Genomic DNA, 23,479 nt, shown 5'->3' with positions numbered 1-23,479 from the left:
CAGCGCCGTGGCCCCCTCGTCCAGGCCCCCCTTCACGCACCTGCACGTCCACACCCAGTACTCACTGCTGGACGGAGCGGCGCGGCTCTCCGACATGTTCAAGGCGTGCAACGACATGGGGATGACGCACATCGCCATGTCCGACCACGGCAACCTCCACGGCGCCTACGACTTCTTCCACTCCGCGAAGAAGGCCGGGGTCACCCCGATCATCGGCATCGAGGCGTACGTCGCGCCGGAGTCGCGGCGCAACAAGCGCAAGATCCAGTGGGGCCAGCCGCACCAGAAGCGCGACGACGTCTCCGGTTCCGGTGGTTACACCCACAAGACGATCTGGGCGGCGAACAAGACGGGCCTGCACAACCTCTTCAAGCTCTCCTCGGACGCGTACGCCGAGGGCTGGCTGCAGAAGTGGCCGCGGATGGACAAGGAGACGATCTCCCAGTGGAGCGAGGGCCTGATCGCCTCCACCGGCTGCCCCTCCGGTGAGCTGCAGACCCGGCTGCGCCTCGGCCAGTTCGACGAGGCGCTCAAGGCGGCCTCCGAGTACCAGGACATCTTCGGCAAGGACCGCTACTTCCTGGAGCTGATGGACCACGGCATCGAGATCGAGCGCCGGGTCCGCGACGGCCTGTTGGAGATCGGCAAGAAGCTCGGCATCCCGCCGCTGGTGACGAACGACTCGCACTACACGTACGCCCACGAGGCGACCGCGCACGACGCCCTGCTCTGCATCCAGACCGGCAAGAACCTCTCCGACCCGGACCGCTTCCGGTTCGACGGGACGGGCTACTACCTCAAGTCCACCGACGAGATGTACGCCGTCGACTCCTCGGACGCCTGGCAGGAGGGCTGCCGCAACACCCTTCTGGTGGCCGAGCAGATCGACACCACCGGCATGTTCGAGAAGCGCGACCTCATGCCGAAGTTCGACATCCCGGAAGAGGGCTACACCAACACCACGTGGTTCAAGGAGGAAGTGCGCCGCGGCATGCTCCGCCGCTTCCCCGGCGGTGTGCCCGAGGACCGGCAGAAGCAGGCCGAGTACGAGATGGACGTCATCATCCAGATGGGGTTCCCGGGCTACTTCCTCGTCGTCGCCGACTTCATCATGTGGGCGAAGAACAACGGCATCGCGGTGGGCCCCGGCCGAGGCTCCGCGGCCGGTTCGATCGTCGCGTACGCCATGGGCATCACCGACCTCGACCCGATCGAGCACGGGCTGATCTTCGAGCGGTTCCTCAACCCCGAGCGCGTCTCCATGCCCGACGTCGACATCGACTTCGACGAGCGCAGGCGCGTCGAAGTGATCAGGTACGTGACCGAGAAGTACGGCGCCGACAAGGTCGCCATGATCGGCACGTACGGCAAGATCAAGGCCAAGAACGCCATCAAGGACTCCGCCCGCGTTCTCGGCTACCCGTACGCGATGGGCGACCGCCTCACCAAGGCGATGCCCGCGGACGTCCTCGGCAAGGGCATCGACCTCGACGGCATCACCAACCCCTCGCACCCGCGCTACAACGAAGCCGGCGAGATCCGGGGGATGTACGAGAACGAGCCGGACGTCAAGAAGGTCATCGACACCGCCAAGGGCGTCGAGGGCCTGGTCCGGCAGATGGGCGTGCACGCCGCCGGCGTCATCATGTCCAGCGAGCCCATCGTCGACCACGCCCCGATCTGGGTGCGGCACACCGACGGCGTGACCATCACGCAGTGGGACTACCCGCAGTGCGAGAACCTCGGCCTGATCAAGATGGACTTCCTGGGCCTCAGGAACCTGACGATCATGGACGACGCCGTGAAGATGGTGGAGTCCAACAAGGGCGTCAAACTGGAGCTCCTGTCGGTCCCGCTCGACGACCCCAAGACGTACGAACTGCTCTGCCGCGGTGACACGCTCGGTGTGTTCCAGTTCGACGGCGGACCGATGCGGTCGCTGCTGCGCCAGATGCAGCCCGACAACTTCGAGGACATTTCCGCCGTTTCGGCCCTGTACCGGCCGGGCCCGATGGGCATGAACTCGCACATCAACTACGCCGAGCGCAAGAACGGCCGCCAGGAGATCACCCCGATCCACCCGGAGCTGGAGGATCCGCTCAAGGAGACCCTGGGCCTGACCTACGGCCTGATCGTCTACCAGGAGCAGGTGCAGAAGGCCGCCCAGATCATCGCCGGGTACTCCCTCGGCGAGGCCGACATCCTGCGCCGCGTGATGGGCAAGAAGAAGCCGGAGGAGCTGGCGAAGAACTTCACCATCTTCCAGGAGGGCGCCAAGAAGAAGGGGTTCAGCGACTCGGCGATCCAGGCCCTGTGGGACGTCCTGGTCCCGTTCGCCGGCTACGCCTTCAACAAGGCGCACTCCTCCGCGTACGGCCTGGTCACCTACTGGACCGCCTACCTCAAGGCCAACTACCCGGCCGAGTACATGTCCGCGCTGCTGACGTCCGTGCGCGACGACAAGGACAAGTCCGCGGTCTACCTCAACGAGTGCCGGCGGATGGGCATCAAGGTGCTCCCGCCCAACGTCAACGAGTCCGAGGCCAACTTCGCCGCCCAGGGCGACGACGTCATCCTCTTCGGCCTCACCGCGGTGCGCAACGTCGGGCAGAACGTCGTCGATTCGATCATCCGCTGCCGCAAGGCGAAGGGGAAGTACTCCTCCTTCCCGGACTACCTCGACAAGGTCGACGCGGTGGTCTGCAACAAGCGCACCACCGAATCGCTGATCAAGGCCGGCGCCTTCGACGAGATGGGCCACACCCGCAAGGGCCTGACCGCGCACTACGAGCCGATGATCGACAACGTCGTCCAGGTCAAGCGCAAGGAGGCGGAGGGCCAGTTCGACCTCTTCGGCGGGATGGGCGACGACACCGCCGACGACGGCCCCGGCTTCGGGCTGGACGTGGAGTTCTCCGAGGAGGAGTGGGACAAGACCTATCTGCTCGCCCAGGAGCGCGAGATGCTCGGTCTCTACGTCTCCGACCACCCGCTCTTCGGGCTGGAGCACGTGCTGAGCGACAAGGCGGACGCCGCCATCGCCCAGCTGACCGGCGGTGACTACTCCGACGGTTCGATCGTCACCATCGGCGGCATCATCTCCGGCCTCCAGCGCAAGATGACCAAGCAGGGCAACGCCTGGGCGATCGCCACCGTCGAGGACCTGGCCGGCTCCATCGACTGCATGTTCTTCCCGGCGACCTACCAGTTGGTGTCCACCCAACTCGTCGAGGACACCGTGGTGTTCGTCAAGGGCCGGCTCGACAAGCGGGAGGACGTGCCGCGGCTGGTCGCCATGGAGATGATGGTCCCCGACCTCTCCGAGGCCGGCGCCAACGCCCCGGTGACGATCACGATTCCGGCCGTGAAGGTCACCCCGCCGATGGTCGAGAAGCTCGGTGAGGTGCTCGGCAGCCACCGCGGTTCGACCGAGGTCCGGATCAGGCTCCAGGGCGTGCGGAAGACCACGGTGCTCCGCCTGGACCGCCACCGGGTCACCGCCGACCCGTCGTTGTTCGGCGATCTGAAGGTGCTGCTCGGCCCGTCCTGCCTGGCCGGCTGAGCCGCCGGCCGGGGCGTCGCCGCCGCCCCGGCCCCGGATGCCACGAGGGGCGCGCCCGCACGATGCGGGCGCGCCCCTCAAGTCATCGGCGGCGCGGGTCGGTTGGGGGCACTGCCGGGCGGCCGCGCCGGGACGTTCAGTTGTGGCCGAAGCGGCGCTGGTGCTTGCGCGCGACGTCCGCCGGGGTGCCCGGGGCCTGCGAGTGCGAGATCGCGTCGAGGGTCGCCTTCTCGGACTGCTGCTGGCCTCGCTCGGCCTCGCTCGCCTTGGGCTGCTTCCGGTCCTTCTTGTTCTTGGCCATGATCGTGCCTCCTGAAGGGGATCTTTGGATCGGCCGGAATCAGCCTTACATGCCGGGCACATCACTGCATTTCGGGCAATTACCCTGGGTGATAACGCCAGTTACCCGCCGTGTGGACGGCCGGGACCGAATCCGCCACGCCGAAGATCGAGTTCGTGCAGTTAACCCCCGTTCGGTCGGGCAGACTCGAAGGAAGCCGAGGAGCACTCGTGCCACGGGCCGAGCCGGGGGGCGACCGGACTTCAGCACCTCAGGGAAGAGGGTGGAACGTGGACCGCTGCGTCGTCCTGGTGGACGCCGGGTATCTGCTCGGTGCCGCCGCGAGCCTGCTCGCCGGAGAACCCGCCCGTTCCCGGATCACCGTCGACCACGCCGCCCTCATCCAAGGGCTGCGCCAGCGCGCCGAGGCCGACACCGAACGACCGCTGCTGCGCATCTACTGGTTCGACGGCGCCCCCGACCGCGTCCCGCAGCCCGAACACCGCCGGCTGCGGGTGATGCCCCGGGTCACCGTCCGGCTGGGCGCCCTGACCCGCAGCGACGGGCGCTGGGCGCAGAAGGGCGTGGACGCCGCCATGCACGCCGAGCTGACCGAACTCGCCCGCAACCGCGCCTGCTCCGACATCGTGCTGGTCACCGGCGACGGCGACCTGCTGCCCGGCCTGATGTCCGCCAAGGAGCACGGCGTCGCCGTCCACCTCTGGGCCGTCCAGGCCGCCGACGGCGACTACAACCAGTCCGAGGACCTGGTCGCCGAGGCCGACGAGCGGCGGGTGCTGGACCGGGCCTGGATCACCCGCGCGGTCCACGCCAAGGAACTGGGCGGCCCCTGCGCCCCGCCGCCGGCCCCCCGCCCCGAGATCGCCGCGATCCTCTCCGCCCCGCTCCCGGAGACCGCGGTCGCCGCCGCGGCCGCCGCGGCCGGACCGGACACCGACGGGCGCACCGGTACCAACGGCACCCCCCGCCCCGCCCCCGCCGGCGACCGCGGCGAACCGTCCGGCGAGACCGGCTCCGGCGGCTCCCGCGGTGTCCCCACCCCCAAGGACCTCGCCGGCCTCGGCCGCCCGCCCGCCGCCCAGAGCCCCTCGCCGAACGGCAGCCAGCCCGCCGCCACCCTCCGCTGGTCCTCCGACAAGGGGTGGATCGAGCGCGGCGGCCCGCTCGGCGAGCCCGCCGAGACCGCCTCGCTGCCCACCCTCGCCCTGCTCACCAGCGCCGAACAGCGCTGGGCCGACCGCGAGGAGGACATCACGGCGGTCGGCGGCGACCCCTTCGAGGTCGGCCAGGTCTTCGCCCGCCGCTGGACCGAGCGGCTCTCCGACGCCGCCCACCTCCAGCAGATCTCCACGGAGTACCCCCGCATCCCGCACCGCATCGACGGGGAACTGCTCCGCTACGCCGCCCGCTTCGGCCTGCTCGCCCACAAGGACGACCAGATCGACGAGCACGACCGGTACGCCATCCGGGCCGGTTTCTGGCGCGAGGTCGACCTCCGTACCGCCGCCGAGCACACCCCGTCGGCCGACTGACGGCCGGGGAGGAGGCTGTGCGCAGGCTGTGCGCGCCGGGCCCACGGAGCCCCCGGGACCGGCGGCCGCCCGGGGCCGCGTACCCTCGTAGCTCGTGAAGACGGGCGCAAAACAGGTGGAGCACGGCGCGCCGGTGTGCGTGGTGCAGGACCTGGTCAAGACCTATCCGGCGCTGCGCGGGCGGCGCGGGACGGAGCGGGCGCCGGCGGTACGCGCCAGCGACGGCATCAGCCTCGACGTCCGGCGCGGCGAGATCTTCGGGCTGCTCGGCCCGAACGGCGCCGGCAAGTCCACGCTGGTCCGCCAGCTGACCGGACTGCTGCGGCCGGACTCCGGCCGCATCGTCGTCCTCGGCCACGACCTGGTGCGGCACCCCGAGCGGGCCGCCCGGCTGCTGGGCTACCTGGGCCAGGAGTCGACCGCGCTGGACGAGCTGACCGTCTCCCTCGCCGTGGAGACCACCGGCCGGCTGCGCGGCCTGGACACCCGGACCGCCCGCGCCGAACGCGACGCGGTCCTCGACGAACTGGGCCTGGGCCCGATCGCCGGCCGGGCGCTGAAGAAGCTCTCCGGCGGCCAGCGGCGACTGGCCTGCTTCGCCACCGTGCTGATCGGCGAGCGCCCGCTGCTGGTACTGGACGAGCCGACCACCGGTATGGACCCGGTCGCCCGGCGCGCCGTCTGGGCCGCGGTGGACCGCCGCCGCGCCGAGCGGGGCGCCACCGTCGTCCTGGTCACGCACAACGTGCTGGAGGCCGAGAGCGTGCTCGACCGGGTCGCGGTGATCGACCAGGGCCGGGTGATCGCCTGTGACACGCCCGGCCGGCTGAAGGAACTGGTGGGGGAGGAGGTCCGGCTGGAACTGGTCTGGCGCGACCGGCCGCCGCTGGACGTCCCCGAGGTCGCCGCGCTCGCCGCCGAGGCCCGCACCGCCGGCCGCCGCTGGACCCTGCGGCTCCCCGCCGACCGGGCCCGCTCCGCGGTCACCGCGGTCACCGCCGGGCCCGCCTTCGCGGCCCTGGACGACTTCACGCTGGCCACGCCGAGCCTGGAGGACGTCTACGTGTCCCTGGGCGGGCGCGCGGAAGGGCTGATGAAGGCGTGAGCGGGCGGGGCGCGGGGCCGAACGCGGCCGGCGGCCGGAGGAGGAGCATGGCCGGGAGTACGGACCGGCGGCGTGTCGAGGAAAGCTGGGTGACCGCATGAGTGTGGTGTCCGCACAGGTGGCGACCGGTTCCGGAGCGCGACTGGACGACGGTGGGGCCGGTGGGGCCGCCCCGCTCGCGCCCCGGGCCCGGCTGCTGCCCGCGCTCGCCGCCGTCTACCGCGCCCAGCTCTCCCGGGCCCGGGTCGCCCGGATTCCGCTGCTGTTCGTCGCCACCTTCCAGTCCGTCGGGATCATGGTCCTGCTGCGCGGGGTGGTCAGCGGCGGCGACCCGGCGTGGTCGGTGGTCTCCGGCTCCGCGGTGCTGGTCGTCGCCTTCGTCGCGCTGAACCTGCTGGCCCAGTACTTCGGCCAGCTGCGGGCCGGCGGCGGCCTGGACCACTACGCGACGCTGCCGGTGCCGCCGGCCGCCGTGGTGCTCGGCGCGGCCGCCGCGTACGCCTCCTTCACCGTGCCCGGCGCGGTGGTCACCGCGGTCACCGGCTGTGTGCTCTTCCATCTGCCGATGGCCCACCTGTGGGTGCTGGTGGCCGTGGTCCCGCTCTCCGGGGCGGCGCTGTCCGGGCTCGGCGCGGCCCTCGGGCTGCTCGCCCCACGCCAGGAACTCGCCACCCTCGGCGGCCAGTTGGGCATGTCGGCGGCGCTGCTGCTGGGGGTGCTGCCGGCCTCGCGGATGCCCGAGCCGATCGGCTGGGCCCGTGATCTGCTGCCCTCGACCTACGGGGTGGAGGCGCTGGCGCGCACCTTCGCGCCGCATCCCGACTGGCTGGCGGTCGCCGCGGACCTGGGCGTCTGTGCGGCCGTCGGGGTGCTCTCGCTGGCCGTGGCGACCTGGGCGTACCGCCGGGCGGCGGTCCGGTGAGCGCCGCCGCCGACCCTCAGGGGGGCCACGGGCGTCCTGCTGCCGGTACCGCGGCGTCGGCCTGGCACGATGACGGGGTGACAGCGCAGACGCCCCACGAGAACCAACCGCCCGAAGAGCCGCACCGGCCGCAGGCCGCCCCCGTCGAGGACCACGGTGCCGCCGCCGAACCCGACGGCGGCCCCGAATTCGCCCGCGAGCTGCGGGAGGGTGTGCTGATCGCCCTGGCGGTCGCGGTGAGCGGGGTGTTGCTGGGCGTGCTGTGGGCCTGGCTGGCGCCGCGCGTCCCGCTGATCGCGGACACCCACAACGTCTACCTCAAGAACACCGAGGGCGAGGAGGCGATCGGCGCCGACGGCACCTTCGTCCTGCTGGCGCTCGGCTTCGGCGTGGTCACCGCGGCGGTGGTCTTCCTCGTCCGGCGGCGCGGCGGCATCCCGCTGGTGGTGTCGCTGGCCCTGGGCGGACTGCTGGGTGCCGTGCTGGGCTGGCTGACCGGCATGTGGCTGGGACCCACCCCGGACGTGGTCGCGCACGCCAAGCAGGTCGGCGCCGGCGTCGTCTTCGACGGCCCGCTGCGGCTCCAGGCCAAGGGCGCCCTGCTGGCCTGGCCGATCGCCGGGATGCTCACCCAGATCGCGCTGACCGGGCTGTTCGGGCCGCGCGACCCGGAGCTGGACGGGCCGGTGGTGCCGGACTGGTCCGGACACCACCAGCCGCCGGTCGACTGACCGCCGCGCCGGCCGCCCCTCAGGACGGCCGGCGGCCGTGGTTGGCCCGGCCCTTCCGGACGCGCCATTTCCGCTTACGGGTCCTCTTCGACATCGGCGTACCTCCTCCCCCGGTCGTAACCGGAGGCAGGGGTGCGCGGGAAGTACTGGAGCGGTGCGGGCGGCGGCACCGGGGGCGCGCGGCGGCGCCGGCCGGGCTCAGCCCCGCGCGATCGGCGCGAACCGTGCGCCGGTCAGCGCGACCAGGTCGGCGGGCGCGAGTTCGACCTCCAGGCCGCGCCGGCCCGCCGAGACGCAGACCGTCGGCCGGCCCTCCGCCGAGGCGTCCAGCACCGTCCGCAGCCGCTTGCGCTGCCCCAGCGGTGAGATCCCGCCGAGCACGTAGCCGGTGCTGCGCTCGGCCGCCGCCGGGTCGGCCATCGCCGCCCGCTTGCCGCCCACCGCGGCGGCCAGCGCCTTCAGGTCCAGCGAGCCGGAGACCGGCACCACAGCCACCGTGAGGGTGCCGTCCACGTCCGCCAGCAGCGTCTTGAACACCTGGTCGGGGGAGACCCCGAGCGCCTCGGCGGCCTCCTCGCCGTACGAGGCGGCCGCCGGGTCGTGCTCGTAGGCGTGCACCGTGAACGGGACGCCGGCCGCGGTCAGCGCCACCGTCGCGGGCGTACCGCCGGACTGGGCCGCGCCCTTCTTCCCCTGCTTCGGCTTCTTCGCCAACGTGCCTCGCCTCGTTCGAACGCGGAGCCTGCCCGCCCCGGGACCGGACGTTCCGTGGGGCCCGTGCGTCAGTTGGGACTGGTCGGCTGCCGGGTCAGCTCCACGGCCGGCAGCGACGGGAGCTTACCGATCACCGCCGACTCCTGGCGAAGCAGTTTCAGCTCCTGCCGCAGCCGGTCCGCGGTGTCCGGCGCCGCGAGCAACTCCTGCTTGGCGGGCACGTCCAGCACCGCCGCCGCGGCGACCAGGTACGACAGCACCGACGGGTCGGCGGGCAGGTCCTGGCCGGTGGTCAGGGTCCGCTCGTTCGCCCACGCCAGCCGCTTCTGGTAGGTGCGGAAGGCCCGCACCACACCGGAGGCCAGCGCGCCCGCGCCCTCCCCCTGGTCCTCTTCCAGGGGCGCCAGCTCCCCGGTCAGGTAGGGCCCGGAGGCGTCCACCGACAGCAGCCGGAAGCGGGTGGTGCCGGTGGCCAGGACCTCGTAGCCGCCGCCCGACTTCTCCCGGACGGTCGCCGCGTCCGCGACGCAGCCGACGGTGTGGAAGGCCCGGAGCAGATCGTCGCCGAAGCCCGCGGCCGGTCCGGTGGCGGCCGGCGCGGTGGCGTCCGGCAGCCCGGGTGCGGTGGGGGCGACCTCCCGGCCGTCCCGGATGGCGACCACCGCGAACCGGCGGTCGTCCTCGGGCCGGTCCAGCAGATCGGCCATCATCGCCCGGTAGCGCGCCTCGAAGACGTTCAGCGGCAGCACCAGACCCGGGAACAGCACCGAGTTGAGCGGGAACAGCGGCAGACGCACGGAGGACACAGTCGGTAAGCCTAGAGCCTGTGCCCGCGCGGGCCACCACCCGCACCCGGTCAGGGCCCCCGGCCGTTCGCGGCCGGGGCCGATCCCGATCCACCGGACACGGTCTAGGCCCGCCGCAGCAACCGGGACGCGCCGGCCGCGACCGTCGTCGCCAGCACCCACCCCGTCATGATCATCACGGCCGCCACCCACTGGGCGCCGCCCCCCGGCTTCCAGGCGCCGCCCTGATAGAGGTCTATCACCGGCAGCAGCAGGTCCAGCGAGTAGAGGTACGGGTTCCAGGGCGGCGCCTCGTCGTGCTTGAGGGGCGGTGGCGGGTACGAGGAGAAGTACGCCGTGCCGATCGCCCACAGGATCGCCATCCACACCGCGGCCCGCCCCGGGCGGTAGCCGTAGGCGACCGTCCAGTCCTGGAGGAAGCCCCACGCCTTCGCCGCCAGCGGCAGCGTCTCGCGCCGCCGCCGCTGCTTGGCCAGCAGCACCTCCCGGGCGTCCGCGTCCTCGCCCATGGCGCGCAGCGAGGCGGCCAGCATCTCGTAGGGCTCGGGCGCGTACTCCGGGGTCGCCGCGGCCACCCACTGGAGCCGCAGCGCCAGCGGGAAGTGGCCGTGCGGGATCAGCGTCTCGTAGGAGAAGCCGGCCATCATCAGCCCGCCCAGCCCCGGCCAGCTCGCCGACTTGTCGACGAGGTTGACGACCCGGGCGCCGGAGAGGATCACCCGGCCGCGCTGCGGGCGCTCGCCCAGGAACCGCAGCTCCGGCGCCTGGATCCGGCGCAGCGACAGCTCCTGGTCGGACTCCATGATGAACCGGGCGTGCTCCAGGTCCACCGCGTCCCCGAACCGCCCGTCGTCCAGCCGCACCCCGCCCTCGCACTCGAAGCGCTGCATCCGGGTGCCGCGGGCCGGGGTGTGGGTGATCCCGTACGGGGGCGTGGCGCCGCTGGAGAACGGGGAGTTGGCCAGGCCCGCGGCGGTGAGGTAGAGGGTCCGCTCGACGGTCAGCTGGGGGGCGTTCAGCGCCCGGCGGCCGAAGGGGTTGCTCAGGTGGCTGCCGCGCAGGCTCAGCGACACCCCGACGGTGGCGCCGCGCAGCGACAGCTCGCCGTAGGACTCCAGCATCTCGGCCTGGAGGTCCTGGGCGACGGTCAGCCCGTCCGCCATGATCGAGCGGCCCTGCCGGTCCTTGTGGACCACCACCTGGTTGAGCATCAGGTCGGTGCCGATGTGCGCGTCGGTCAGTCGTATACCGGAGTGCACCACGCAGCGCGGCAGGTGCAGATCGCCCTCGGTGTGCAGCCGGGCCGCCTCCAGCCGTGGCAGGGCGCAGTTCACCATCCGCAACGTGGTGAACCGGCTCTCCGGCAGCAGCACCTCGGCCTCGAAGCGGCAGTCCCGCAGCTCCACGAATGGCTTGATCGTGCCGCCCGCAAGGTCGAGAGTGTCCGTGATGTACGCCCCGGTCAGTTTCAGCCCGGACACCCGGCCAGGCTGCGGCGCCGGCCCGTCGAGCAGCAGCAGGGCCACCACCCGGGCCCGGATCCGGCGCTCCGGGCCCCACAGGTGCTGCCCGTGCGGGTCGTCCCGGGACGGCTCGCCGCTGTGCAGGTTGCAGGTGCTGCCGTTGCGGAACGCCTGCCACATGCTCCATTCCGCGGACGTCAGTCGCAGGTCGGCGGGTGCGTCGCCGTCCCTGGCTCCGGTCACTGTTGCTCCCCCTTGCTCTCACGGTGCCGGCCGGCCGGCCGTGTCCGGTGGTCGTTGCTCGTGGTCCGGTGCTTGTCGTCCGGTGCTCGTGGTCCGGTGGTCGCTGCGCTCGCGCGGCGGCCGCCCGGCCGGGGCGCTGCCCGGGGCGGGCCGGTATCCGGTCGCGATACCTGTTCGGATGCATCCCGGCGGGCCCTCTTCCGCCCGCCCCGCGGTCGCCCCCGTGCGCCCGCACCGAACCCCTTGCCCGCCCGGTGACCGGTTGAACACGCGTGGTCAGGGCCAACTCCGGTCAACTTCGCGGACCGCCCCGACGCCCGCCCGGCCCGTGTGTCACTGCGTATCACCCAGTGATACGGCCGCTCGGGCCCGACGACGGGTCTGAGACACTGGGGGAGTGATCTCCCGAATCGATCTGCGTGGTGCGGCCCTCCCCGAGGGCGCCGCGCTCCGCGACCTGCTGCCCCGTGCCGAGTTCGACGTGGAAGCCGCCCTGGAGAAGGTGCGGCCCATCTGCGAGGACGTACGCCATCGCGGCACCGCGGCGCTGATCGATTACGCGCGGCGGTTCGACGGTGTCGAGATCGAGCGGGTCCGGGTCCCGGCCGAGGCGCTCACCGAGGCCCTCGACGCGCTGGACCCGAAGGTCCGCGCCGCCCTGGAGGAGTCCATCCGGCGCGCCCGGATCGTCCACCGCGAGCAGCGCCGCACCGACGTCACCACCAAGGTCGTGCCCGGCGGCACGGTCACCGAGCGCTGGGTGCCGGTCGAGCGGGTCGGCCTCTACGTCCCCGGCGGCCGGTCGGTCTACCCGTCCTCCGTCGTCATGAACGTGGTCCCCGCCCAGGAGGCCGGCGTCGGCTCGCTGGCCGTCGCCTCCCCGCCGCAGGCCGACTTCGGCGGGCTGCCGCACCCCACGATCCTCGCCGCCTGCGCCCTGCTCGGCGTCGACGAGGTCTACGCCGCGGGCGGCGCCCAGGCCGTCGCGATGTTCGCGTACGGCACCGCCGAATGCGCCCCGACCAACCTGGTCACCGGCCCCGGCAACATCTACGTCGCCGCCGCCAAGCGCCTCCTCAAGGGCCGGATCGGCATCGACTCCGAGGCCGGTCCCACCGAGATCGCGATCCTCGCCGACCGCACCGCCGACCCGGTCCACGTCGCCGCCGACCTGATCAGCCAGGCCGAGCACGACCCGATGGCCGCCGCCGTCCTGGTCACCGACTCCGAGGAGCTGGCCGACCGCACCGAGAAGGAACTGGCCCCGCAGATCGAGGCCACCAAGCACGTCGAGGACCGCATCGTGCCGGCCCTGTCCGGCCGGCAGTCCGCGATCGTCCTGGTCGACGGCCTCGACGAGGGCCTGAAGGTGGTGGACGCCTACGGCGCCGAGCACCTGGAGATCCAGACCGCGGACGCCGCCGCGGTCGCCGCCCGGGTGCGCAACGCCGGCGCGGTCTTCGTCGGCACCTACGCCCCGGTCTCCCTCGGCGACTACTGCGCCGGCTCCAACCACGTCCTGCCCACCGGCGGTTGTGCCTGCCACTCCTCCGGCCTGTCCGTCCAGTCGTTCCTGCGCGGCATCCACGTCGTGGACTACTCGCGGGAGGCGCTGGCCGAGGTCGCCCACCACGTGGTGACCCTTGCCGAGGCCGAGGACCTCCCGGCCCATGGCGCGGCGGTCAAGGCGAGGTTCGACTGGACGGTTCCGCAGAGCAAGTGAGCAGGCAGATGACCAAGATCGACGATCTCCCCATCCGGGACGAACTGCGCGGCAAGTCCCCCTACGGCGCGCCGCAGCTGGACGTCCCGGTGCGCCTCAACACCAACGAGAACCCCTACCCGCTCCCCGAACCGCTGGTGCGGCGGATCGCCGAGCGGGTCACCGAGGCCGCCCGCCGGCTCAACCGCTACCCCGACCGGGACGCGGTCGAGCTGCGCACCGAGCTGGCCGCCTACCTCACCCGCACCGCCGGCCACGCGGTCACCGCCGGCCAGGTCTGGGCCGCCAACGGCTCCAACGAGGTCATCCAGCAGCTGCTGCAGACCTTCGGCGGCCCCGGCCGCACCGCCCTCGGCTTCGAGCCGTCGTACTCCATGCACGCGCTGATCTCGCGCGGCACCGGTACCGGCTGGATCTCCGGCCCGCGCAACGACGACTTCACCATCGACGTCGAGGCGGCGAAGGCGGCCATCGCCGAGCACCGGCCCGACGTGGTCTTCGTCTGCTCGCCGAACAACCCCACCGGCACCGCCGTCGAGGCCGACACCGTCCTGGCGCTGTACGAGGCGGCCCAGGCCGCCAAGGCCGGCACCGCCGGGGCACTGGTCGTGGTCGACGAGGCGTACGGCGAGTTCAGCCACCACCCCTCGCTGCTGCCGCTGATCGAGGGCAGGCCGAACCTGGTGCTGTCCCGGACCATGTCCAAGGCGTTCGGCGCCGCCGGGCTGCGGCTGGGGTACCTCGCCGCCGACCCGGCCGTGGTCGACGCCGTCCAGCTGGTCCGGCTGCCCTACCACCTCTCGTCCGTCACCCAGGCCACCGCGCTCGCCGCCCTGGAGCACACCGATACGCTCCTCAAGTACGTGGCGCAGCTCAAGGACGAGCGGGACCGCCTGGTGACCGAACTGCGCGCGATCGGCTGCCAGGTCGTCGCCTCGGACGCCAACTTCGTCCAGTTCGGCCTCTTCGACGACGCGCACGCCACCTGGCAGGCGATCCTCGACCACGGCGTGCTGGTCCGCGACAACGGCGTACCGGGTTGGCTGCGGGTCACCGCCGGCACCCCGGCCGAGAACGACGCGTTCCTGGACGCGGTGCGCGCGGTGCTCAAAGAACGCAGCCTGAAGGAGAACAAGCGATGAGCGGGGCGACCGCCCGCGTGGGGCGCGTGGAGCGCACCACCAAGGAGACCACGGTGCTGGTCGAGATCGACCTCGACGGCACCGGCCAGGTCGACGTCTCGACCGGCGTCGGCTTCTACGACCACATGCTCGACCAGCTCGGCCGGCACGGCCTCTTCGACCTCAAGGTCAAGACCGACGGCGATCTGCACATCGACACCCACCACACCATCGAGGACACCGCCCTCGCGCTCGGCGCCGCCTTCAAGCAGGCGCTCGGCGACAAGGTCGGCATCTACCGCTTCGGCAACTGCACCGTCCCGCTGGACGAGTCGCTGGCCCAGGTGACCGTCGACCTCTCCGGCCGCCCGTACCTGGTGCACACCGAGCCGGAGAACATGGCGCCGATGATCGGCACCTACGACACCACGATGACCCGGCACATCCTGGAGTCGTTCGTCGCCCAGGCCCAGATCGCCCTGCACGTCCACGTGCCGTACGGGCGCAACGCCCACCACATCGTGGAGTGCCAGTTCAAGGCGCTGGCCCGGGCCCTGCGCTACGCCAGCGAGCGTGACGTGCGGGCGGCCGGCATCCTGCCTTCCACGAAGGGCGCCCTCTGATGAACGGTCTGTCCACCGTCTTCATCCTGGTGGGGCTCTTCCTGCTCGGCGGCGTCTACTCGTTCTGGAAGCAGAAGATCCCCAAGTCCGTGATCATCCTCATGTCCATCGCCTCGGCGATGTGCCTGGTGGCGGGTGTGATGCGACTGGAGGTGTGGAGTTGAGCGCCGCGCGGCAGTCCCCGGGGAAGACCGCCAAAAAGGTCGTCGTCTTCGACTACGGCTTCGGCAACGTCCGGTCCGCCGAGCGCGCCCTGGCGCACGTCGGCGCGGACGTGGAGATCACCCGCGACTACGACACCGCGATGAACGCCGACGGGCTGCTGGTGCCCGGCGTCGGCGCGTTCGCCGCGTGCATGCGCGGTCTGAAGGAGGCCCGCGGCGACTGGATCATCGGCCGCCGGCTGTCCGGCGGCCGCCCCGTGATGGGCATCTGCGTCGGCATGCAGGTCCTCTTCGGCCGCGGTATCGAGCACGGTGTGGAGACCTCCGGCCTGGAGGAGTGGCCCGGCACGGTCGGGCCGCTCAAGGCCGAGGTGGTCCCGCACATGGGCTGGAACACCGTCCGCGCCGCCGAGGACTCCCAGCTCTTCGCCGGGCAGCCCGCCGACGCCCGCTACTACTTCGTGCACTCCTACGCGGTCCACGACTGGGAGCTGGAGGTCGGCAACGAGCACCTCGCCGCCCCGAAGGTCACCTGGGCCACGCACGGCGAGCCGTTCGTGGCCGCGGTCGAGAACGGCGCGCTGTGGGCCACCCAGTTCCACCCCGAGAAGTCCGGCGACGCCGGTGCCCAGCTCCTCACCAACTGGATCGAAACGCTGTGAACGCTGTGAAGAAGCTTGAACTGCTGCCCGCCGTCGACGTCCGCGACGGCCAGGCCGTCCGCCTGGTGCACGGCGAGTCCGGCTCGGAGACCTCCTACGGCGACCCGCTGCAGGCCGCCCTGGCCTGGCAGCGGGCCGGCGCCGAGTGGCTGCACCTGGTCGACCTGGACGCCGCCTTCGGCACCGGCGACAACCGCGCGCAGATCGCCGAGGTCGCCCGCTCCATGGACATCAAGGTCGAACTGTCCGGCGGGATCCGCGACGACGACTCGCTGGCGGCCGCCCTGGCCACCGGCTGCACCCGGGTCAACATCGGCACCGCGGCGCTGGAGAACCCGGAGTGGGTCGCCAAGATCATCGCCGAGCACGGCGACCAGATCGCGGTCGGCCTGGACGTCCGCGGCACCACCCTGCGCGGCCGCGGCTGGACCCGGGACGGCGGCGACCTCTACGAGACGCTGGCCCGCCTGGACTCCGAGGGCTGCGCCCGCTACGTCGTCACCGACATCAACAAGGACGGCACGCTCCAGGGCCCCAACCTGGAACTGCTGAAGAACGTCTGCGCGGCCACCGACCGCCCGGTCGTCGCCTCCGGCGGCGTCTCCTCCCTCGACGACCTGCGGGCGATCGCCGCGCTGGTGCCGGAGGGCGTGGAGGGCTCCATCGTCGGCAAGGCGCTCTACGCGAAGGCGTTCACCCTCGAAGAGGCACTGGCGGCGGTGTCGTAGCCGCGGGTGCCGCAACCGGCCACAAGGGAGGCGGCGTGATGAGCATCGAGCGCGTACGGACCGACAGTCCTTGGGAAGAGACCATTGGCTTCGCGCGCGCGGTGGCCGCCGGAGACCGGGTCCTGGTCTCCGGCACCATGCCGCTGGTCGGCGGTGTCCTCCAGGGCGAGGGTGATCCCTACGTCCAGACCAAGGTGTCCTTCGGGAACGCGCTGGCGGCGCTCAAACCCTTCGGACTGGGCGCCGCCGACGTGCTGCGCACCCGGATGTACCTGACCCACCTGCGCGACGCGGACGCCGCCGCCCGCGCCCACCGCGAGCTGTTCGAAGCCGCGCCGCCCGCCACGACCCTGGTCGTGGTCTCCGGCTTCGTCGACTCCCGTGTCCTGGTGGAAGTAGAACTAGAAGCGTTCCGGGACCTGTCCCCGGAAACCGAGCGAGAGGGCTGAACGACATGACCCTGGCGGTCCGCGTCATTCCCTGCCTGGACGTCGACAACGGCCGCGTCGTCAAGGGCGTCAACTTCCAGAACCTCCGCGACGCCGGGGACCCGGTCGAGATGGCGAAGGTCTACGGCGACGAGGGCGCCGACGAGCTGACCTTCCTCGACATCACCGCGTCCTCCGGCAATCGCGAGACCACCTACGACGTGGTCCGCCGCACCGCCGAGCAGGTCTTCATCCCGCTGACCGTCGGCGGCGGGGTGCGCACCGCGGAGGACGTCGACAAGCTGCTGCGGGCCGGCGCCGACAAGGTCGGGGTCAACACCGCGGCGATCGCCCGCCCGGAGCTGATCAAGGAGATCGCCGAGCGTTTCGGCAGCCAGGTGCTGGTGCTCTCCGTCGACGCCCGCCGCACCGCGTCGGGGTCGTTCGAGGTCACCACCCACGGCGGCCGCCGGTCGGCCGGGATCGACGCCGTGGAGTGGGCGCACCGCGCCGCGGAGCTCGGCGCCGGGGAGATCCTGCTGAACTCCATGGACGCCGACGGCACCAAGGACGGCTACGACGTGGAGCTGATCGAGGCGGTCCGCCGGCACGTCGGCGTCCCGGTCATCGCCTCCGGCGGCGCCGGCAAGCTCGCCGACTTCGCCCCCGCGGTGGCGGCCGGCGCCGACGCCGTCCTGGCCGCGTCCGTCTTCCACTTCGGCGACCTGCGCATCGGCCAGGTCAAGGACGCGCTGCGGGACGCCGGCCACCCGGTGCGGTGAACCGGCGCGCCCCGGCGCCCGTACGGCACGAGGCCCCCTCCGCGTCCTGCGGAGGGGGCCTCGCCGCGTTCGGCCGGCCGGCGGCTCAGCGCCCCTTGCGCACCGCCCGGACGAACTCCCGGTTCATCTTCGTGATGCTGAACAGCGGGATGCCCTTGGGGCAGGCGGTGGCGCACTCGCCGGCGAGGGTGCAGCCGCCGAAGCCCTCCTCGTCCATCTGGGCCACCATGTCCAGCACCCGGGTCTCGCGTTCCGGGGCGCCCTGCGGCAGCACGTTGAGGTGGTTGACCTTCGCGGAGGTGAAGAGCATCGCCGCGCCGTTGGGGCAGGCGGCCACGCAGGCGCCGCAGCCGATGCACTCGGCGTGCTCGAAGGCGAAGTCGGCGTCCGGCTTCGGCACCGGCGTGGCGTGCGCCTCGGGGGCGGCGCCGGTCGGCGCGGTGACGTAGCCGCCGGCCTGGATGATCCGGTCGAAGGCCGAGCGGTCGACGACGAGGTCCTTCACGACCGGGAAGGCCGCGGCCCGCCACGGCTCGATGTCGATGGTGTCGCCGTCCTTGAAGGACCGCATGTGGAGCTGGCACGTGGTGGTCCGCTCCGGGCCGTGCGCGTCGCCGTTGATGACGAGCGAGCAGGCCCCGCAGATGCCCTCGCGGCAGTCGTGGTCGAAGGCGACCGGGTCCTCGCCCTTGAGGATGAGTTCCTCGTTGAGGGTGTCGAGCATCTCCAGGAACGACATGTCCGGGGAGATGCCGTCCACCGCGTACGTGGACATGGTGCCCGGTGCGTCGGCGTTCTTCTGGCGCCAGACGCGCAGGGTGAGGGACATCGGGGGTACGGGGGTCGCCCCCCGGGAGGCGGCAGTCATGCGTAGCTCCGCTGGGTGGGGTGGACGTACTCGAAGACCAGGTCTTCCTTGTGCAAGGTGGGGGCCGCGCCGGTGCCGGCGAACTCCCAGGCGGCGGCGTAGGAGAACGCGTCGTCCCGGCGGGCGGCCTCGCCGTCGGGGGTCTGCGACTCGGCGCGGAAGTGGCCGCCGCAGGACTCGCCGCGGTGCAGTGCGTCGAGGCACATCAGCTCGGCGAGCTCCAGGTAGTCGACGACGCGGTTGGCCTTCTCCAGCGACTGGTTGAACTCCTCGCCGGTGCCGGGCACCTTGATGCGCCGCCAGAACTCCTCGCGGATCTGCGGGATCCGGTCCAGGGCCTTGCGCAGGCCCTCGTCGGTGCGGGCCATTCCGCAGTACTCCCACATGAGTTCACCGAGCTCGCGGTGGAAGGAGTCGGGGGTGCGGTCGCCGTCGACGGCGAGCAGCAGGTTCAGCCGGTCCTCGGTGTCGGCCAGCGCCTCCTGGACCACCGGGTGGTCGGCCCCCACCTCGTCCTTGTGCGGGTGCCGCGCCAGGTAGTCGTTGATGGTGGCGGGGAGCACGAAGTAGCCGTCGGCCAGGCCCTGCATCAGCGCGCTGGCGCCCAGGCGGTTGGCGCCGTGGTCGGAGAAGTTGGCCTCGCCGATCGCGAACAGGCCCGGGACGGTGGTCTGGAGGTCGTAGTCGACCCACAGGCCGCCCATCGTGTAGTGCACCGCGGGGTAGATCCGCATCGGCACCCGGTACGGATCCTCGTCGGTGATCCGCTGGTACATGTCGAAGAGGTTGCCGTACTTGGCCTCGACGGCCTTGCGGCCCATCCGGGCGATGGCGTCCGCGAAGTCCAGGTACACGCCCTGGCCGCCGGGGCCGACGCCGCGGCCCTCGTCGCAGACGTTCTTCGCGGCCCGGGAGGCGATGTCGCGCGGCACGAGGTTGCCGAAGGACGGGTAGATGCGCTCCAGGTAGTAGTCGCGCTCGTCCTCGGGGATCTGGTTCGGCGGCCGGGTGTCGCCCTGCGCCTTCGGCACCCAGATCCGGCCGTCGTTGCGCAGCGACTCGCTCATCAGCGTCAGCTTGGACTGGTGGTCGCCGGTGCGCGGGATGCAGGTCGGGTGGATCTGGGTGAAGCAGGGGTTGGCGAAGTAGGCGCCGCGCCGGTGGGCGCGCCATACCGCGGTGGCGTTGGAGTTCATGGCGTTCGTCGACAGGTAGAAGACGTTGCCGTAGCCGCCGGAGGCGAGGACCACCGCGTCCGCGAAGTAGGTGGAGATCTTCCCGGTGATCAGGTCGCGGGCGACGATGCCGCGGGCCCGGCCGTCGACGACGATCAGGTCGAGCATCTCGGTGCGCGGGTGCATCTCGACGTTGCCCGCGGCGATCTGCCGGGACAGTGCCTGGTAGGCGCCGAGCAGGAGCTGCTGGCCGGTCTGGCCGCGGGCGTAGAAGGTGCGGCACACCTGGACGCCGCCGAAGGAACGGGTGTCGAGGAGGCCGCCGTACTCGCGGGCGAAGGGGACGCCCTGGGCGACGCACTGGTCGATGATCTCGACGGAGATCTGGGCGAGCCGGTGGACGTTGGACTCCCGCGCCCGGAAGTCGCCGCCCTTGACGGTGTCGTAGAAGAGGCGGTGGACGGAGTCGCCGTCGTTGCGGTAGTTCTTCGCGGCGTTGATGCCGCCCTGCGCGGCGATGGAGTGGGCCCGGCGCGGCGAGTCCTGGTAGCAGAACTGGACGACGTGGTAGCCCTGTTCGGCGAGGGTGGCGCCGGCCGAGCCGCCGGCCAGGCCGGCGCCGACGACGATGACCGTGTGCTTGCGGCGGTTGGCCGGGTTGACCAGTTTGGCCTCGAAGCGGCGGGTGTCCCAGCGTTCGGCGATCGGGCCGGTCGGGGCCTTGGTGTCGACGACCGGCTCCCCGGTCGCGAACTCGGTGTAGTTCATGGTCAGCTCACCAATCCGGTCATGACGCCGACGGGGACGGCGATGAAGCCCACGGTCAGTACCAGCGCGAGCAGGTTGGCCAGGGTCTTGAGGAGGCGGTCGCGGTTCCGGCTGCCGGCGCCGAGGGTCTGTGCGGCGCTCCAGAAGCCGTGCCGGACGTGCAGGCCCAGCGCGAGCATCGCCACGAGGTAGATGGCGTTGCCGTACCAGGTGGAGAAGGTGTCCACGACGTTCTGGTAGGGGTGGCCCGGCTGGAAGCCGCCGGTGTGCACGGTGCCGGTGGTCAGGTCCAGGACGTGCCAGACGATGAACAGGCCGAGGATGATGCCGCCCCACCGCATGGTGCGGGTGGCGTAACCGGCCCGCGGCTTCTTGTGCACGTACTTGGTCGGGCGGGCCCTGATGTCGCGTCGGCTGAGCTGGTACGCCGAGGTGGCGTGCGCGACGACGGCGGCCACGAGGACCACGCGGACCACCCAGAGCGTCCACTCGTAGTGCATGAACGGCTCGCCGACGGTGCGCAGCCAGTGCGCGTACTCGTTGAAGGTGCCGGGCCCGAAGAAGATCTTCAGGTTGCCGAACATGTGGACGACGAGATAGCCGAGCATGATCAGGCCGCTGACGGCCATCACTGCCTTCTTGCCGACGGTGGAGTCCCACAGTGCGCGCCCGCCCGTCGGCCGGCCGCCGGGGCGCTGCGGCGCGCGGTTCTTCTTCGGCGGCCTTTGGTCCGTCCGTGTTGCCAGTGCCATGAGTCCCGACGGTAGGGACGCGTTCGCCATCAGTCCAAGACATGGTCCAGCTGATCTCAATAGGCTGGCCCTATCGCTGCCTTATATTCCCCTTATGCAGCTGCAGCAGCTCCGCTACTTCACGGCCGTGGCCGACACCCGCCACTTCACCCGCGCCGCCGAACGCGAACACGTCGCCCAACCCTCCCTCTCCCAGCAGATCCGCGCCCTGGAAAGAGAGTTGGGCGCCGAGCTCTTCCACCGCGCCCGCGGCCACATCACCCTCACCGACGCCGGCGAGACCCTGCTGCCGCTGGCCCGCCGGATCCTCGCCGACACCGAGACCGCCCGCCGCGAGGTCCAGGAGGTCGCCCAGCTGCGCCGCGGCCGGCTCCGCCTCGGCGCCCCGCCCAGCCTCTGCGCCAGCCTCGTCCCCGACGTGCTGAGCGCCTTCCACGCCACCTACCCGGGCGTCGACCTGATCGTCACCGAGGACGGCTCCCAGGACCTCGTCCGGGCCCTGGCCGACGGCGAACTGGACCTGGCCCTGATCATCACGCCGCTGCCCGGCCAGGCCCCGGCGCTGGCCACCGCGGAGCTGCTGCGCGAGGAACTGGTGGTGGTCTCCGCCCCCGGCCGCCCGGCACCGGTGGCCGGCCGGCGCACCCGGATCCGCGTCGAGGACCTCCGCGGCCGCCCCCTCGCCATGTTCCGCCGCGGCTACGACCTGCGGGAATTCACCACCGCGGCCTGCCGCGCGGCCGGCTTCGAACCGACCTTCACCGTCGAGGGCGGCGAGATGGACGCGGTCCTCGGCTTCGTCCGGGCCGGGCTCGGCATCGCCGTCGTCCCCAGCATGGTCGCCGAACGCTCCGGCCTGCGCGTCACCCCGTTCGCCACCCCCGGCATGCACCGCGTGGTCTCCGTCGCGCACCGCGGCGACGTCTCACCGCCGCGCGCCGCCCGCGAACTGGACCGCATCCTGCGGGAGCACCTGGCGGGCGGCGCGTCCTGAGACGGAGCGCCGGGCCGGGGAAGGCCCCCGGCCCCGCGCCGCCCCCGTCACACCCCCAGCTGCGCCTCCAGCAGCTTCGCCACCGCGTCCTTCTCCCCGTCCAGCTCCACCTTCGCCGCCTCCATGCGGCCGAAGGCGAACAGCGTCAGCTCGCCCGGCTCACCGGTGACCGTCACCACCGGAGTGCCCCGATGAGCCACCGCGGTCTGCCCGTCCGGCCGCCGCAGCACCACCCCCACCGGCGCCTTGCGGCCCAGCACCCGGGCCGCCCGCTCCAGCCGCGTCCACAGGGCGTCCTCGAAGACCGGGTCCAGCACGCGCGGCGCCCAGTCCGGCTGGGCCCGCCGCACGTCCTCGGCGTGCACGTAGAACTCGACGGTGTTCGACGCCTCGTCGATCTGCTTGAGGGCGAACGGCGACATCTTCGGCGGTCCGGTCCTGATCAGGTTGATCAGCTCCTCGTACGGCTTCGCCGCGAACTCCGCCTGCACCCGCGAGAGCCGCGCCGCCAGCGGCTTGACCACGATCCCCGCGGACGCGTCGGCACGCCGCTCGCGCACCACCACGTGCGCGGCCAGGTCCCGTGTCGTCCAGTCGTCACACAGGGTCGGCGCCTCGGGGCCCGCACTCTCCAACAGGTCGGCCAGAAGGAGCCGTTCACGCTTCGCATGGGTCGACATACGGCCAGCCTACGACCGCCCCGCGCACCCTGCCACGGCGCACGCCCGACCGGCGCGCTCCGCCGTCAGTACCGCAGCACGACCACCGCCACCACCACGGCGGCCACCAGCGCCGCCGCGAACACCGCCGCCAGCACCCGCACCGCGACCTTCGCCGTCCGGTCCGGGTCCGGCGGGGGCGGGGGCGGGACGGGCGGCGGCTGCTGATCCATCCCAGCAGGATGCCGCACGGCACAATGGACCCATGACCAGCAGTCGCGCCACCGCACCCGCCCTGGACCCCGCCATCGCCGCCCGCCTCAAGCGCGGCGCCGACGGCCTCTTCCCGGCCATCGCCCAGCAGTACGACACCGGCGAGGTGCTGATGCTCGGCTGGATGGACGACGAGGCGCTGCACCGCACCCTCACCACCGGCCGCTGCACGTACTGGTCCCGCAGCCGCCGGGAATACTGGGTCAAGGGCGACACCTCCGGCCACTTCCAGTACGTCAAGTCCGTCGCCCTGGACTGCGACGCCGACACCGTTCTGGTCAAGGTCGACCAGGTCGGCGCCGCCTGCCACACCGGTGCCCGCACCTGCTTCGACGCGGACGTACTGGCCGGCGCACCCTCCGCCGACCAGTAGGCTCCGC

24 protein-coding genes are annotated in these 23,479 nt (G+C 72.1%); 15 read left to right on the top strand and 9 right to left on the bottom strand.

Features of this window, described 5'->3' with window-relative positions; all coding sequences use genetic code 11:
- Window positions 1-7 precede the first annotated feature (7 nt).
- Window positions 8-3,562, top strand: coding sequence for a DNA polymerase III subunit alpha (gene dnaE / locus CG747_RS09180; RefSeq protein WP_100601150.1), 3,555 nt, complete (start codon window positions 8-10; stop codon window positions 3,560-3,562).
- Between the two features lie 136 nt (window positions 3,563-3,698).
- Here dnaE and CG747_RS47855 read toward each other — a convergent pair whose 3' ends face one another.
- Complete coding sequence (locus CG747_RS47855) at window positions 3,699-3,863, bottom strand: hypothetical protein (RefSeq protein WP_180985451.1); 165 nt, start codon at window positions 3,861-3,863, stop codon at window positions 3,699-3,701.
- A gap of 269 nt (window positions 3,864-4,132) precedes the next feature.
- Here CG747_RS47855 and CG747_RS09175 point away from each other — a divergent pair, with 269 nt between their 5' ends.
- From CG747_RS09175 to CG747_RS09160, 4 genes are all read left to right on the top strand, one after another.
- Entirely contained in the window at window positions 4,133-5,395 is a 1,263-nt protein-coding gene (locus CG747_RS09175) for an NYN domain-containing protein (RefSeq protein WP_100601149.1), read from the top strand.
- 115 nt (window positions 5,396-5,510) lie between these two features.
- Window positions 5,511-6,500 carry an ABC transporter ATP-binding protein gene (locus CG747_RS09170; protein WP_100601148.1) on the top strand — a complete coding sequence of 330 codons (990 nt, stop codon included), beginning with the start codon at window positions 5,511-5,513 and terminating at the stop codon, window positions 6,498-6,500.
- A gap of 97 nt (window positions 6,501-6,597) precedes the next feature.
- Window positions 6,598-7,422, top strand: a complete 825-nt coding sequence (locus CG747_RS09165) for an ABC transporter permease (protein ID WP_100601147.1) — start codon at window positions 6,598-6,600, stop codon at window positions 7,420-7,422.
- 77 nt (window positions 7,423-7,499) lie between these two features.
- Window positions 7,500-8,153, top strand: coding sequence for an ABC transporter permease (locus tag CG747_RS09160; protein ID WP_100601146.1), 654 nt, complete (start codon window positions 7,500-7,502; stop codon window positions 8,151-8,153).
- 198 nt (window positions 8,154-8,351) lie between these two features.
- On the opposite strand, the gene ybaK is transcribed toward CG747_RS09160, so the two are convergent.
- From ybaK to CG747_RS09145, 3 genes are all read right to left on the bottom strand, one after another.
- Window positions 8,352-8,867, bottom strand: a complete 516-nt coding sequence (ybaK, locus tag CG747_RS09155; protein WP_100601145.1) for a Cys-tRNA(Pro) deacylase — start codon at window positions 8,865-8,867, stop codon at window positions 8,352-8,354.
- 68 nt (window positions 8,868-8,935) lie between these two features.
- Window positions 8,936-9,673: an LON peptidase substrate-binding domain-containing protein gene (locus CG747_RS09150; protein ID WP_100601144.1), complete on the bottom strand. Its 738-nt coding sequence runs from the start codon at window positions 9,671-9,673 to the stop codon at window positions 8,936-8,938.
- 104 nt (window positions 9,674-9,777) lie between these two features.
- Complete coding sequence (locus CG747_RS09145) at window positions 9,778-11,379, bottom strand: oxidoreductase (protein WP_100601143.1); 1,602 nt, start codon at window positions 11,377-11,379, stop codon at window positions 9,778-9,780.
- Between the two features lie 397 nt (window positions 11,380-11,776).
- On the opposite strand from CG747_RS09145, the gene hisD reads away from it, so the two are divergent.
- The 8 genes from hisD to hisF are packed head-to-tail and all read left to right on the top strand — an operon-like array spanning window position 11,777 to window position 17,610.
- Entirely contained in the window at window positions 11,777-13,102 is a 1,326-nt protein-coding gene (gene hisD / locus CG747_RS09140) for a histidinol dehydrogenase (protein ID WP_100601142.1), read from the top strand.
- An 8-nt stretch (window positions 13,103-13,110) separates the two neighbouring features.
- Window positions 13,111-14,244 carry a histidinol-phosphate transaminase gene (locus CG747_RS09135; RefSeq protein ID WP_100601141.1) on the top strand — a complete coding sequence of 378 codons (1,134 nt, stop codon included), beginning with the start codon at window positions 13,111-13,113 and terminating at the stop codon, window positions 14,242-14,244.
- Complete coding sequence (hisB, locus tag CG747_RS09130) at window positions 14,241-14,846, top strand: imidazoleglycerol-phosphate dehydratase HisB (RefSeq protein ID WP_100601140.1); 606 nt, start codon at window positions 14,241-14,243, stop codon at window positions 14,844-14,846. The genes CG747_RS09135 and hisB overlap by 4 nt, the downstream gene beginning before the upstream one ends.
- The gene (locus tag CG747_RS47850; protein WP_180985450.1) at window positions 14,846-15,010 is read left to right on the top strand and encodes a hypothetical protein; all 165 of its coding nucleotides are present in this window, start codon (window positions 14,846-14,848) and stop codon (window positions 15,008-15,010) included. Before hisB ends, CG747_RS47850 begins: the two co-directional genes overlap by 1 nt.
- Window positions 15,001-15,672 (top strand): imidazole glycerol phosphate synthase subunit HisH, encoded by a 672-nt coding sequence (gene hisH / locus CG747_RS09125; RefSeq protein WP_374701750.1) that lies wholly within the window; start codon window positions 15,001-15,003, stop codon window positions 15,670-15,672. The genes CG747_RS47850 and hisH overlap by 10 nt, the downstream gene beginning before the upstream one ends.
- A 5-nt stretch (window positions 15,673-15,677) precedes the next feature.
- Window positions 15,678-16,400 carry a bifunctional 1-(5-phosphoribosyl)-5-((5-phosphoribosylamino)methylideneamino)imidazole-4-carboxamide isomerase/phosphoribosylanthranilate isomerase PriA gene (gene priA, locus CG747_RS09120; protein WP_100601271.1) on the top strand — a complete coding sequence of 241 codons (723 nt, stop codon included), beginning with the start codon at window positions 15,678-15,680 and terminating at the stop codon, window positions 16,398-16,400.
- Between the two features lie 38 nt (window positions 16,401-16,438).
- Entirely contained in the window at window positions 16,439-16,849 is a 411-nt protein-coding gene (locus CG747_RS09115) for a Rid family hydrolase (protein ID WP_100601138.1), read from the top strand.
- A 5-nt stretch (window positions 16,850-16,854) separates the two neighbouring features.
- Entirely contained in the window at window positions 16,855-17,610 is a 756-nt protein-coding gene (gene hisF / locus CG747_RS09110; protein ID WP_100601137.1) for an imidazole glycerol phosphate synthase subunit HisF, read from the top strand.
- Window positions 17,611-17,695: 85 nt separating this feature from the next.
- On the opposite strand, the gene CG747_RS09105 is transcribed toward hisF, so the two are convergent.
- Genes CG747_RS09105 through CG747_RS09095 form a run of 3 tightly spaced genes read right to left on the bottom strand, consistent with a single transcriptional unit; the run spans window position 17,696 to window position 21,173 of the window.
- Window positions 17,696-18,439: a succinate dehydrogenase/fumarate reductase iron-sulfur subunit gene (locus tag CG747_RS09105; protein ID WP_100601136.1), complete on the bottom strand. Its 744-nt coding sequence runs from the start codon at window positions 18,437-18,439 to the stop codon at window positions 17,696-17,698.
- Between the two features lie 35 nt (window positions 18,440-18,474).
- Window positions 18,475-20,421, bottom strand: coding sequence for a fumarate reductase/succinate dehydrogenase flavoprotein subunit (locus tag CG747_RS09100; RefSeq protein WP_100601135.1), 1,947 nt, complete (start codon window positions 20,419-20,421; stop codon window positions 18,475-18,477).
- Between the two features lie 2 nt (window positions 20,422-20,423).
- Window positions 20,424-21,173, bottom strand: a complete 750-nt coding sequence (locus CG747_RS09095) for a succinate dehydrogenase (RefSeq protein WP_374701749.1) — start codon at window positions 21,171-21,173, stop codon at window positions 20,424-20,426.
- A 94-nt stretch (window positions 21,174-21,267) separates the two neighbouring features.
- Between CG747_RS09095 and CG747_RS09090 the strand changes: the two genes are divergently transcribed.
- Window positions 21,268-22,167, top strand: a complete 900-nt coding sequence (locus CG747_RS09090) for a LysR family transcriptional regulator (protein WP_100601134.1) — start codon at window positions 21,268-21,270, stop codon at window positions 22,165-22,167.
- A gap of 47 nt (window positions 22,168-22,214) precedes the next feature.
- On the opposite strand, the gene CG747_RS09085 is transcribed toward CG747_RS09090, so the two are convergent.
- A complete protein-coding gene (locus CG747_RS09085; RefSeq protein WP_100601133.1) occupies window positions 22,215-22,847 on the bottom strand; it encodes a TIGR03085 family metal-binding protein in 633 nt (210 codons plus the stop codon).
- A 65-nt stretch (window positions 22,848-22,912) separates the two neighbouring features.
- Window positions 22,913-23,059 (bottom strand): hypothetical protein, encoded by a 147-nt coding sequence (locus CG747_RS47845; RefSeq protein WP_180985449.1) that lies wholly within the window; start codon window positions 23,057-23,059, stop codon window positions 22,913-22,915.
- A 32-nt stretch (window positions 23,060-23,091) separates the two neighbouring features.
- Between CG747_RS47845 and hisI the strand changes: the two genes are divergently transcribed.
- Window positions 23,092-23,472, top strand: coding sequence for a phosphoribosyl-AMP cyclohydrolase (gene hisI / locus CG747_RS09080; RefSeq protein ID WP_100601132.1), 381 nt, complete (start codon window positions 23,092-23,094; stop codon window positions 23,470-23,472).
- The last annotated feature ends 7 nt before the right edge of the window (window positions 23,473-23,479 follow it).

It is taken from the genome of Streptomyces sp. CB02959 (assembly GCF_002803155.1).
Lineage (GTDB): Bacteria > Actinomycetota > Actinomycetes > Streptomycetales > Streptomycetaceae > Streptomyces.
This window is presented reverse-complemented; position numbering and strand designations above follow the sequence as displayed.

What these genes read in the sequence shown, in the direction of transcription:
- CG747_RS47855 (WP_180985451.1), bottom strand. Translation starts at nt 3,863, where the DNA reads ATGGCCAAGAACAAGAAGGACCGGAAGCAGCCCAAGGCGAGCGAGGCC.
- CG747_RS09165 (WP_100601147.1), top strand. Translation starts at nt 6,598, where the DNA reads ATGAGTGTGGTGTCCGCACAGGTGGCGACCGGTTCCGGAGCGCGACTG.
- CG747_RS09135 (WP_100601141.1), top strand. Translation starts at nt 13,111, where the DNA reads ATGACCAAGATCGACGATCTCCCCATCCGGGACGAACTGCGCGGCAAG.
- hisB (WP_100601140.1), top strand. Translation starts at nt 14,241, where the DNA reads ATGAGCGGGGCGACCGCCCGCGTGGGGCGCGTGGAGCGCACCACCAAG.
- CG747_RS47850 (WP_180985450.1), top strand. Translation starts at nt 14,846, where the DNA reads ATGAACGGTCTGTCCACCGTCTTCATCCTGGTGGGGCTCTTCCTGCTC.
- CG747_RS09115 (WP_100601138.1), top strand. Translation starts at nt 16,439, where the DNA reads ATGAGCATCGAGCGCGTACGGACCGACAGTCCTTGGGAAGAGACCATT.
- hisF (WP_100601137.1), top strand. Translation starts at nt 16,855, where the DNA reads ATGACCCTGGCGGTCCGCGTCATTCCCTGCCTGGACGTCGACAACGGC.
- CG747_RS09105 (WP_100601136.1), bottom strand. Translation starts at nt 18,439, where the DNA reads ATGTCCCTCACCCTGCGCGTCTGGCGCCAGAAGAACGCCGACGCACCG.
- CG747_RS09100 (WP_100601135.1), bottom strand. Translation starts at nt 20,421, where the DNA reads ATGAACTACACCGAGTTCGCGACCGGGGAGCCGGTCGTCGACACCAAG.
- CG747_RS09095 (WP_374701749.1), bottom strand. Translation starts at nt 21,173, where the DNA reads ATGGCACTGGCAACACGGACGGACCAAAGGCCGCCGAAGAAGAACCGC.
- CG747_RS09090 (WP_100601134.1), top strand. Translation starts at nt 21,268, where the DNA reads ATGCAGCTGCAGCAGCTCCGCTACTTCACGGCCGTGGCCGACACCCGC.
- CG747_RS09085 (WP_100601133.1), bottom strand. Translation starts at nt 22,847, where the DNA reads ATGTCGACCCATGCGAAGCGTGAACGGCTCCTTCTGGCCGACCTGTTG.
- CG747_RS47845 (WP_180985449.1), bottom strand. Translation starts at nt 23,059, where the DNA reads ATGGATCAGCAGCCGCCGCCCGTCCCGCCCCCGCCCCCGCCGGACCCG.
- hisI (WP_100601132.1), top strand. Translation starts at nt 23,092, where the DNA reads ATGACCAGCAGTCGCGCCACCGCACCCGCCCTGGACCCCGCCATCGCC.